Origin of the sequence: Sphingopyxis granuli NBRC 100800 (genome assembly GCF_001591045.1) — a bacterium.
In the GTDB taxonomy this organism is placed as follows: domain Bacteria; phylum Pseudomonadota; class Alphaproteobacteria; order Sphingomonadales; family Sphingomonadaceae; genus Sphingopyxis; species Sphingopyxis granuli.
The window spans coordinates 16,935-27,413 of sequence record NZ_BCUA01000054.1; the positions used below are offsets into that span (position 1 = coordinate 16,935).

Below are 10,479 nucleotides of genomic sequence, written 5' to 3' on the forward strand. Positions count from 1 at the left end.
GTCACGGTCGCCCCGTATGCACGGTCGCGACGACCGACATGCCGGGGCCGAGCCGCTGGCTCAGCGCCTGGCCGTCGTCGATGCGGATGCGCACCGCGATGCGCTGCGGCACCTTGACGAAATTGCCCGATCCGGTGTCGGGCTTGATGATGCTGAACTCGCTGCCCGCGGCGGGGGCGATGCGCTCGACATGCCCTTTCAGCTTCGCGCCACCGAGCGCGTCGATGCGCAGCGTCGCGGACTGGCCGATGCGGATGTTGGCGGTCTGCGCCTCCTTGAAATTGGCGACGACCCAGTGACGCTCGGGAACCAGATACATCAGCTGGGTGCCCGGGCTGACGAGCTGGCCGACGCGCACGCTCACCTCGCTGAGGCGCCCGTCGCGCGGGGCGCGGATGGCGCTGTTCTGCAGGTCGATGTCGGCGAGCTCGCGCTGCGCCTTCGCATTGGCGACTCCCGCCTCCAGCCCGCCGCGCCCGACGCCGACCGAGCGCAGCTGCTCGGCGGCGATCGCGCGCTGCGCCTCGGCCTGGCGGACGGCCGCCTCGACCTGGCGGAGCGCGGCGAGCGTCTGGTCGCGCTCGCGCAGCGACACCGATCCGGCGTCGACCAGCTCGTTCACGCGCCGCATGTCGGCCTGCGCGCGGGCGAGCTGCGCACGCGCGCTCGCCGTCGCGGCGTCCTGAAGCCGCACCTGCGCCTCGGCCGAGCGCAGGCTCTGCGCGCTGTTGTCGAGGTTCGCCGATTGCGCGGCGACGCTCGCGGCGCCCTGCGCGACGCGCTCGCGATAGATGCGGTCGTCGATGCGGACGAGCAGCTGGCCCGCCTTCACCCGCTCGAAATCCTGCACCAGCACCTCGGTGACATAGCCGCCGACCTGCGGCGCGATGATCGTCGTCTGGCCGCGGACATAGGCGTTGTCTGTGGTCTGGCTGGCCGGGCGGAAGGGCGGCAGACCCCAGGCGTAGAGAATGGCGAGCGCGCCGACCAGCACGAGGCTGCCGAACAGCAGGATGCGGCCGCGCGACTGCTCGGGTTTCCAGCCCTCTTCCGGCGGTGCGGTGGGCGCCTCCGCCGGCGCGGGCGTCTTGGGGTCGTCGGTCATAGGTTGGCAGCCCTCATCTTCTGCAATGCCTCGAGCTCGGCGGCGAGCGGATTGTGGCCGCGCCGCCGATCGTAAACCCAGCGCGCGAGCATGATCAGGAACGCGATCCCGGCCAGCGATCCGATCACGAAGAACACGTCGTTGAAGGCGAGGATGGTCGCCTCGCGCGCCGCCTCGCGCACCACCTGCGACGCGGCGGTCGCGCTGCGCAGCGCCGGGTCGGAAATGCTGCCGGTCAGGCCGGCGGCGATCGTCTCGATTCCGCGCGCAAGGTCGGGGTTGGTCGTCGCCAGCGTCTGGCCCAACGTCATCAGGTGCGCCTTGGTGCGCAGCGTGTGGAAGGCCGACAGCGCCGCCACCCCGGCGAGCCCGCCCAGCGTCTGCGACAGGCTGAACACGCCGACGAAGCTGACGAGATAGGACGGTCCCTTGGTCAGCGCGCGCAGCAGCCCCTCCATCAGCATCGGTCCCATGAAATAGACCGCCGCGAAGGCGATCGCGGCCTGCGAGAAATAAAGATTCACGGGGCCGGTGCGCAGTCCCGAATGGGTGTCGAGCCAGGCGCCGACCGCGATCACGCCGAGCGAGACGAGCGTCGGGCGGCGCAGGTCGGTGGGATCGAGCCGCGCGATCGCGAGCAGGGCGCCGAGCAGCGTCGCGGCGGTGAGCACGACATAATAGGTGACGAGCTGGTCGTTCACCAGCCCCACCGTCGAGAGAAGGCCGGTGGCGCCGAAATTCTGCTCGGAGGTCAGGACGCGCACCAGCGCCCCGGTGAGCGCGAATTTGACGAGATCGCGGCTTCCCATCCAGCGCGTCTGCAGCATCGGATTGGCGCGGTAATGCTCGATCAGGAAGGCGAAGCCGATCAGCACCACCGCCGCCGCAAGTGCGCCGCCCAGCCACGGCGTCGACCACCACTGGATGCGACCCTGGACAAGGAAGGCGCACAGCAGCCCGACCCCGACCGCGAGCATCGGAAAGGTGACGAGGTCGAGCTTCTCGAACGAGCGCATCGTCTCGCCGGGCGGCAGATGGAGGATGTTGACGAGCCCGACGGCGACGAGCGACAGCGCGAACTGAAAGACGAACAGGTTGGCGATGTCGCCGTCGGCGAGCAGCAGCGGCGACATCGCGCGCGCCAGCGGCACCGCGACCTGCGTCAGCCCGATCGCGAGCAGGAAGCCCGCGATGCGCAGCTTCTGCGGCAGGCCCTGCATCATGTAGAAGGCGGCGAGCGTCGACAGCCCGCTCGCCGCGATCCCCGACACGCCGCGCGCCACGAGTTCCATGCGATAGCCCGCGTCGAACAGCTGCACGAAATTGGCGATCAGCAGCGCGATCATCACCGCGCGCACGAAACGCTGGATGCCGAACTGCTGGCGCGACTTGTAGAGCAGGATGCTCATGCACGCGTTGGTCATGTTGTAGGCGACCGTCACCCAGCCGGCGTCGACCGGGGTCAGGTCGAGGTGCCCCTGCATCGCGGTCAGGTTGGCGATCAGCAGCCCGTTCTGGAAGCCGCCGACGATCGCGAGATAGAGGCCGATCAGCAGATAGAAGATCTGGCGGCGCAGCGGATGGTCGGGCGACGCGGGCGATCCCGGCATCAGCGGGCGCTCGTGCGGCTTGAAGACATAGCCGCCGGCGGGCGGCGCTGGCGGGGCGGCGGGCTCAGCCATGGCGCAGCCGCGGCTCGATCAGCGTCGCGTAGAGCGCGGCGCGGAAATCATTGTCGTTGGCCAGTTGCGGCGCGAAGCCGGCGAGCATCTCGCGCCGTACGACGCTGACCGCGACGCCATAGGCGAAGCTGAGGAGGAACATCTCGGGGACCGGGGTGGCGATCCGCCCGGTCTCGTTCGCGCGCCGGATCAGCGGCAGGAAATGATCGAGCAGCGGGCGCGAGACATGGTCGAACACCCAGGCGGCGCGTTCCGGATCGTGGCCGGCGTCGCGCAGCAGGAAGCGCGGGACGGTCTCGTTGGCGCAATAGAGGTCGACGAGCGCCTCCATCGACGCGGCGAGGGGCGAAGCGGCCGCGCTCGCCTTGGCCGCCGCGGTGCGGCGCAGCATGTCGATCTTTCCCGCGCCGACCGCTTCGACCACCGCCTTCCACAGGCTGAGCTTCGACCCGAAGCGATAGGCGATCATCGCGGGATCGACGCCCGCGTCGGCCGCGATGTCGCGCAGCGCGGCGGCGTCGAAGCCGAGGTCGGCGAAACGCCGCAGCGCGGCGCGCCGGATCGTCCGTTCGGTGTCGCCGCGGTCGGCGGGCCGGCGCCCGCGGCGCGACGCCGCGCCTGTCGTTGCTGCTCCATGCATCGATCGGGAACCTTCTCGCTGGCCGCATGGTTCCGATAGCGTGATCCGCGCATTAATTCAACATATGGTGAAATAAGCGGCGGAATCGGAATGGCGGCGGTGTGAGCGGGGGCATTTCGAACTATATTCGATCTTCCGTGCCCGCTTGCGGGAGGGATCGGGGGGTGGGCCGGCAACGTTGCGGTTGCCCAGCCCGCTGCGGCCAGAGTCTGATGACATTGACTGATTCACCTCGTCATTGCGAGCGGAGCGAAGCAATCCAGAGCGGTGTAAACCACCCTGGATTGCTTCGCTCCGCTCGCAATGACGATTCCAACTCACATCATCATGCACTAGCGAACGAGTTCGCGAGCCTCGCTGCCCCTCCTGCAGGCGGGTGGGAGACGATGTTCGGCAGTCCCATGCAAAATGATTTCACTGTCGCGGCGTGCCATCGGTTGATATGGCGGCGCGTGTCGGACCATGTAACGGTTACATCCGCGAGTCGCGGCCCGCCAAACTTGATTTCGGGACCCGATGCTCTATGCACGGCGCCGTGCAGGGCGACCCCGACAATTACATCAGCCTCCTTTCTGCCGCGCAAATCGAAACGTTGCGGCACGTTTTCGAGCACAAAAATTCCAAGGAAATTGCGCGGCTGATGAACGTATCGCCGCACACCGTCGATGAACGGGTTCGACGATCTCTAAGAAAACTCAATGTTTCCAACAGGGTAGAGGCAGCGACTATCCTGGCGCGTAACGGTGTCTTCGGTCAGGTTACTCCCTATCAGCCTTTGACATATCAATTGGACGACCTAGGCGATGGTCCGCCCCCCGCCGATGCGGGACCGGGGCGCAGTCGGCTTTGGCGGATATTCGATATCGGCACGCCGTTTCCCACCGCGTCCCAGCCGGCCAACCGGCATGGGTTGATGGAAAGGATCATCTGGCCGATCCTGATCGCCTTGGCGACCATATTGGCCTTTTCCGCCCTCTATTCGATCCTTGTCGGCCTTGGTCGGGTTCTGACCTGATGTCGAACCGAATGCTGCGGGGGGGTCCGTCGGCATTCTCTTTCAAGGACCAAAGATCATGCTGAACGAACGCCTTTCCGCAGCGCAGAAGATAGCCGCCGAGCTGCACCGGGCCGAAGACGCGATCGACGAAACGATGATCCGCATCGCCCAGCTCGCCGCGACGCTGCCTGCGGCGCGCCGCGAAACCAACATGTCGGCGATCGTCGGCCAGGAAGCGGTGGCGAAGATCGCCAACGCGCTCGCCGCCGCGGGGGAGGTTCGCCAGCTGCTGATCGATGCCCACCAGGCGCTGACCGTGACGCAGAAGCAGGTCGGCCTCGGCACCCGCATGTTCGGTGCCGGGGTGAAGCCCGCCAGCGCGACGCTGGTCGACGAGGGCGCCGGCGGCGCGGCGGATGCCGACGTCGTGGCGCTGCCGCTCGCCCGGGCGTCGTGAGTCCGGCGCAGGGTTGACGAGGTCCCATGGGGTCCGTGGCGCTCTATTATGCCGTTCTGCTCATCACGGTGGCCGTCGCGGTTCGACGCGGCGGTCCCCTTGAACGCGGGGCAGCCTATACGGCATTGATCGCCTCGGTCCTCACCAGTCTCGTCGCGCCCGCCCCGACCTGGACGAGCATCGAATATAATATCTTCTTCATCGACATGCTGGTTCTGTTGAGCTTCTGGTTCATCGCCCTGAAGACGCAGCGTTTCTGGCCCTACTGGATCACCGGATGGCAGTTGATCGCCATTTTCGGCCATATCCAGAAGATGATGTTTCCGGAGATATTGGCGCGGCCCTATTCGCTGCTTTCGATCTACATATCCTACCCGATCCTGCTTCTGATCCTTTATGCATCGGGTTCGTCCAGACGGAGCGAGGTTGCGGCCTGACGGGATGAATCCCAGAGGGTGGATGGCATCGCATGCAGCAATTTTCGAACCATGACATTGCCGAGCTGCGCTCGCGCATCGACCAGATCCATGCGCTTCTCGCCGCACGCGGCCCTGAGGCGGATGGCGGTCCCGACGCGCCGACGGCCGCCGCGGCGAACGCCCGGCTGCTCGATCAGCTCGCCTTTCACATCCAGATCCGGCGGCTGCGCAAGGGGCATTTCGGCGACGAGCCGCTTTCGGGGCCGACGTGGGATATGATGCTCGACCTGATGGTCGCGCAGACGAGCGGACGCAATCTGAGCGCCAGTGACCTCGCCACCGGCGCCGGGGTGCCGCTGTCGTCGGGACTGCGGATGATCGCGGCGCTCGAACGGCTCGGTCTCGCGCACCGTTCGATCGACGATCGCGACCGCCGCCGGTCGCTCGTCCGGCTGACCGAGAAAGGCATCGAGCGGATGGCGAGCTATTTCGAGGAGATCGCGCTCATCCGGCAGACGCGCCGGACCATCGCGATGTGACGCGCGCGCCGCACGCCGCTCATTCGGTGCGCGCGCGCATCATCGCTTCGATCTTCGCCATCGCGTCGCGCTTGATCTGGCAGACGCGCGCGGCGCTGACGTCGAGCGTCCGGCCGATTTCCTGCAGGTTCAGCTCCTCGAAGAAATAGAGCTGCAGCACCATCTGCTCGCGCTCGTTCAGCGCGGCGATGCAGTCGCGCAGCGCGGCGAGCAGGTCGCTTCGCTCGCACAGCTCGCCCGTCGCCAGCGCGTCGTCGGCGATCAGGACGCTCCCAGCCTCCATCATCTCGTCGAGCGAGGCGGAGCGGCGCTGCGCCGCATTCTGTTCGAACATGAAATATTCCTCTGCCGTCATGTCGAACGCCGCCGCCATTTCGGCGGTCGTCGGCGCGCGCATATATTGCTGTTCGAGCGCCGCGCGCATCGCGCGCAGCCGCTTGTTCGCGACCATCGCCGACCGGCCGACATCGGCCTCGCGCCGCAGCTGGTCGATCATCGCGCCGCGGATCCGCGTCGTCGCATAGGTGGCAAAGGCATAGCCGCGCTCCTCATAGTGCCGGCTCGCCTCGATCAGCGCGATCAGCCCGGTCTGGATCAGGTCCTCCAGCTCGTTCGTCCGCGCCACGCGCGAAAAGACCTGCCAGGCGATCTTGCGCACCAGCGGCGCATATTCCTCGACCAGCGCCTCGACGCTGCCCAGGTAGGCGTGCGGACGCAGCGGCTGCGCCGACCCGGCGAAGTGGGCGGCGGGCTCAATCCTCATGCTGATGCTCCTCCATCGCTCCTGCGGAATCGCCGGTCAGGCGCGGTACTTCGGCGCCGATCGTCGCGACGATCTCGGTCGCCTTGTTCGCCGGGATTTCGAGGTAGGAAATGACGGCGACGTCGGGGAAGGTCGCGCGCACCAGCCGCGACAGCGCCGACCGGCACAGCGGCGAGGCGACGAGCGCGAAGCTGCGCGTCGACAGCAGCAGCGGTTCGACCGCCTGCCCGATCTGCTCGATGATCTTCATCGCCATGCCGTGCTCGAACGGCCATTCGGCGCCGGGGTTGGCACGCACCGACTGGTTGAGCAGCATCTCGACGTCGGGGCTGAAAGTGACGACGGGCAGGGGCATGCGCGATGGCACGATCGTCTGGATGATCAGCGCGCCGATGCGCTGGCGCACCGCCTCGACCAGCTCGACGTCGCCGAGCTGCTGGCCGGCGAGCGCGACCATCGCCTCGGCGATCTTGCGGAAATCGCGCAGCGGCACGCGCTCGACGAGCAGCGCCTTGCACAGCGCCGCGACGCGCGGCAGCGCATAGCCCTGCGGACAGAGATTCTGCGCCAGCTGCGGATAATGCGCCTTCAGATGGTCGATCAGCGCCTGCGCGTCGTCGATGCCGAACAGCTCGGCCGCCGATGCGATGATGCTGTTGTTGAGATGCGTGGCGACGACGGTTGCCGGATCGACGACGGTGTATCCCGCCGCGATCGCGTCGTTCTGCGACGCCTTGGGAATCCACAGCGCGTCGAGCCCGAAGGTCGGGTCCTTGCATGGCCGTCCGGTGACCTTGGTGACGAGGTCGCCCGAATCGAGCGCGAGCATCTCATGCGGGAACACCTCGTCCTCGCCGACGATCACCCCGGCGATCGAGATGCGATAGGCGTTGCCGGGCAGCGACAGGTCGTCCGTGACCTTCACCGCTGGAACGACGAAACCCAGTTCGCGCGACAGCTGGCGGCGGATGCCGGTGATCCGGCCCATCAGCGGCGCGCCCTTGCGGTCGTCGACCAGCGCGACGAGCGCATAGCCGATCTCGAGCTGGCACGGCCCGATGTCGCTGACGTCGGCCCATTCGATGTGGTGCGGGTCGGGTGCGGGCGCCGCGGGGGGCGGCGCGGCCTCTGCCTCTGCGGCGGTGCGGCGCATCTGCCAGCCGATCGCGAAGGCCAGCGCCGACGCGGGCAGGATCAGCATCTGCGGCATCGCGGGGACGAGGCCGAGGATGAACAGGATGCCGCCGACCGCCATCCAGACGTGCGGCGAGGCGAACTGGCTGCCGATCTGGCCCGACAGGTCGTGCGGCGACGCGACGCGGGTGACGATCGCGGCGGCGGCGATCGAGAGCAGCAGCGCCGGAATCTGCGCGACCAGCGCGTCGCCGATCGCCAGCGTGACATAGGTGGCGCCGGCTTCCGAAAAGCTGAGCCCGTGGCTCGACATGCCCAGAATCAGCCCGCCGACGATGTTGACGAACAGGATCAGCAGGCCGGCGACCGCGTCGCCCTTCACGAACTTCGAGGCGCCGTCCATCGAGCCGTAGAAATCGGCCTCGGTCGCGACCTCCTGCCGGCGCGCCTTGGCTTCGTCGGGGGTCAGCAGCCCGGCGTTGAGGTCGGCGTCGATCGCCATCTGCTTGCCGGGCAGCGCGTCGAGGGTGAAGCGCGCCGACACTTCGGACACGCGCCCCGCGCCCTTGGTGATGACGACGAGGTTGATGATCATCAGCACGACGAAGACGAACAGGCCGACGACATAGTCGCCGCCGATCAGCACCCGGCCGAAGGCCTCGATGACGTGGCCGGCGGCGGCCGTCCCCTCGTGCCCGTGGACGAGCACGACGCGCGTCGAAGCGACGTTGAGCGCGAGGCGGAACAGCGTCGCGAGCAGCAGCACCGTCGGGAAGGATGAGAAATCGAGCGGCTTCGACGCCGACAGCGCGACCATCAGGATCGCGAGGCTGATCATGATGTTGCCGATGAAGCTGATGTCGAGGATCGTCGGCGAGACCGGGATCACCATCAGCGCGACGAGCACCAGCATCGCCACCGGCAGCGCGGCGGCGCCGGCCATGCGGCCCGCCTGGCGCAGGTCGAAACCGGCGATCATGCCGCGCCTCCCAGCGAGGCGAGGCGCCGATAGGTGCGCGCGGCGAAGTCCATCGACAGTTTCTGGGGCATCGGTTCGATATCCATCATGGGCAGCGGCGCCCGGCCGCCTTCGACGCCCGCCGAGCGGGCCATATGCAATTGCCAGCCCGGTGCGGCGGCGGGCCCGGCGGGAAGCGCGGCGGGGCCGCCGTCCTCGTCGAGCTTGGCGCGGAAGCGTTCGCGTATCTCGCCGAGGCTGCGCATGCTGCCGTCGCCGGCATAGAAGACCGAGCGGTTCGCGGCGGCCGCCTCGGGCAGCATCGTCGCGCCGGGCTGATCGGGGTTCGCCTCCCACGCGGCGAGGAAGCGCACCGCGCCCGCGCTGCCGAGGAAATGGGCGAGGTAGAGGTCGACGGGCTCGGCGCTGCGGCCGAGCCGTCCTTCGATGGCGGTGCGATTGTCGGCGGTCAGCGCCGCCGCCATGCTCGATGCCGCGGCGGGATCGTCGCGCAGGTCGAATATCTGTTGGCGGAGCGCGGGATCGGCGACGAAGAAGCGCCCAGCGCCGTCCTGGCCGATCGCGCCCGCCGCCCAGTCGAGCCCGTGCCCGGCGCCGTGCCGGCGTAGCGTCGCGAGCCACGTCTGCTTGGTGAACTGGAACAGCCCGCGCGCCGACGAGGTCGATGCCCGGGCGGTCGGGTTGAAGCGGCTTTCGACGCGTGCGACGTCGACCAGATAGTCGAAATCGACCCCCGTGCGCGCCGAGGCGCTGTGCATCGCATCCATGACGGGAAGCGGGCTTCCGGTCGAGGGCAGGGAGGGATTGATAGACGTCATGCTGTCGGTTCCGCTGGTTCGCGAAACCTGAAGCAATCATCGTGCCATTTTTATAAATGGCCGTGTATTATATGGTTATCAATAGGTTAGGGCCGCGCCCTGCGCCGCCATGCCACGGATCGCATGGTTTCTGTCAATCCTCTGACGCGTCCAGTTCTTCAGGATGTTAACGCGGATCGCCGCCGCTTCGAGCTGGCCGAGCGTCCGGGTGATCAGCAGGCGCGCGCGTTGTTCGGCGCCCGCCGGGATCGTGCTGTTGCGGAACAGGATGACCGCGGTCGCCAGCGCCTCCGACGCGGCGATGATCGTGCCGGGGTCCTGTCCGTCGAGCGCTTCGACCAGCGCGTTGAGCCGCGCCTGCATCTCGTCCATCTGCATCAGCATGACGTATCCTGGCGCTGGTGGAAATCGAGTATCGCGCCCGCGATGGCGCCGGGATCGACCGTGTAGCGGCCGTCGGCGATCGCGCTGCGCAGCGCGGCGACGCGTTCGGCGTCGACCGGCGCGTCCTGCCCCGCGAGGTCGCGGGCGAGCCCGGCGAGACGCGTGACGGGAAGCGATTCGGCCGCGGGACGGACGGGCGCCGGTGCCTGCGTCGCAGCAGGCGCGCTGCCGCCGATCCTGCGCGCGGTGCCGATGCGGACAACGCCGCCGACCTGCAGCCCGATCTTGCTGTCACCCGACATCTTCGCCTCCATCCTGTGCCGCCGAAAAAGCGACGGAACCGTCTGTGCCTGTCTTAACGGCGAGCGCGGCGACGGATTAAGCGGAAGTTGTGAAAAAGTTAAAAAAGGACCGGCCAGTCGGATGCGTCGGATCGGTGACGCAGGGACCAAGGCCGGTGTCACGCCGCTCCGGATCCCGTCTGCGCGGAGACACGTCATGTGTCATCCCCAGAGAGGACCCTGAACTTGTTTGGCGTTTATACCCTTGAGACAGGGACGCT

12 protein-coding genes are annotated in these 10,479 nt (G+C 67.7%); 4 read left to right on the top strand and 8 right to left on the bottom strand.

Annotated features, from left to right (window positions below):
- Position 1: 1 nt before the first annotated feature.
- The 3 genes from SGR02S_RS12880 to SGR02S_RS12890 are packed head-to-tail and all read right to left on the bottom strand — an operon-like array spanning position 2 to position 3,427.
- Positions 2–1,105, bottom strand: a complete 1,104-nt coding sequence (locus tag SGR02S_RS12880; protein WP_067110412.1) for an HlyD family secretion protein — start codon at positions 1,103–1,105, stop codon at positions 2–4.
- Positions 1,102–2,787, bottom strand: a complete 1,686-nt coding sequence (locus SGR02S_RS12885) for an MFS transporter (RefSeq protein WP_067110415.1) — start codon at positions 2,785–2,787, stop codon at positions 1,102–1,104. Before SGR02S_RS12885 ends, SGR02S_RS12880 begins: the two co-directional genes overlap by 4 nt.
- Positions 2,780–3,427 (bottom strand): TetR/AcrR family transcriptional regulator, encoded by a 648-nt coding sequence (locus SGR02S_RS12890; RefSeq protein WP_067110418.1) that lies wholly within the window; start codon positions 3,425–3,427, stop codon positions 2,780–2,782. The genes SGR02S_RS12885 and SGR02S_RS12890 overlap by 8 nt, the downstream gene beginning before the upstream one ends.
- A gap of 535 nt (positions 3,428–3,962) precedes the next feature.
- Here SGR02S_RS12890 and SGR02S_RS12895 point away from each other — a divergent pair.
- The 4 genes from SGR02S_RS12895 to SGR02S_RS12910 are packed head-to-tail and all read left to right on the top strand — an operon-like array spanning position 3,963 to position 5,839.
- Complete coding sequence (locus SGR02S_RS12895; RefSeq protein ID WP_255211473.1) at positions 3,963–4,442, top strand: response regulator transcription factor; 480 nt, start codon at positions 3,963–3,965, stop codon at positions 4,440–4,442.
- A gap of 58 nt (positions 4,443–4,500) precedes the next feature.
- Complete coding sequence (locus SGR02S_RS12900) at positions 4,501–4,881, top strand: hypothetical protein (protein WP_067110424.1); 381 nt, start codon at positions 4,501–4,503, stop codon at positions 4,879–4,881.
- Positions 4,882–4,907: 26 nt separating this feature from the next.
- A complete protein-coding gene (locus SGR02S_RS12905; RefSeq protein ID WP_067110429.1) occupies positions 4,908–5,318 on the top strand; it encodes a hypothetical protein in 411 nt (136 codons plus the stop codon).
- A gap of 32 nt (positions 5,319–5,350) precedes the next feature.
- Positions 5,351–5,839 (top strand): winged helix DNA-binding protein, encoded by a 489-nt coding sequence (locus tag SGR02S_RS12910; protein ID WP_067110432.1) that lies wholly within the window; start codon positions 5,351–5,353, stop codon positions 5,837–5,839.
- 19 nt (positions 5,840–5,858) lie between these two features.
- On the opposite strand, the gene SGR02S_RS12915 is transcribed toward SGR02S_RS12910, so the two are convergent.
- The 5 genes from SGR02S_RS12915 to flgM all read right to left on the bottom strand — a co-directional run bounded on the left by SGR02S_RS12915 (position 5,859) and on the right by flgM (position 10,219).
- On the bottom strand, positions 5,859–6,602 hold the full coding sequence (locus SGR02S_RS12915) for a sigma-70 family RNA polymerase sigma factor (RefSeq protein ID WP_067110435.1): 744 nt from the start codon (positions 6,600–6,602) through the stop codon (positions 5,859–5,861).
- Positions 6,592–8,715, bottom strand: coding sequence for a flagellar biosynthesis protein FlhA (gene flhA, locus SGR02S_RS12920; RefSeq protein WP_067110438.1), 2,124 nt, complete (start codon positions 8,713–8,715; stop codon positions 6,592–6,594). Before flhA ends, SGR02S_RS12915 begins: the two co-directional genes overlap by 11 nt.
- A complete protein-coding gene (locus tag SGR02S_RS12925) occupies positions 8,712–9,533 on the bottom strand; it encodes a transglycosylase SLT domain-containing protein (protein ID WP_067110446.1) in 822 nt (273 codons plus the stop codon). The genes flhA and SGR02S_RS12925 overlap by 4 nt, the downstream gene beginning before the upstream one ends.
- Before the next feature lie 78 nt (positions 9,534–9,611).
- Entirely contained in the window at positions 9,612–9,917 is a 306-nt protein-coding gene (locus tag SGR02S_RS12930) for a hypothetical protein (RefSeq protein WP_067110440.1), read from the bottom strand.
- Positions 9,911–10,219 (bottom strand): flagellar biosynthesis anti-sigma factor FlgM, encoded by a 309-nt coding sequence (gene flgM / locus SGR02S_RS20095; RefSeq protein WP_076078213.1) that lies wholly within the window; start codon positions 10,217–10,219, stop codon positions 9,911–9,913. Before flgM ends, SGR02S_RS12930 begins: the two co-directional genes overlap by 7 nt.
- Positions 10,220–10,479 lie beyond the last annotated feature (260 nt).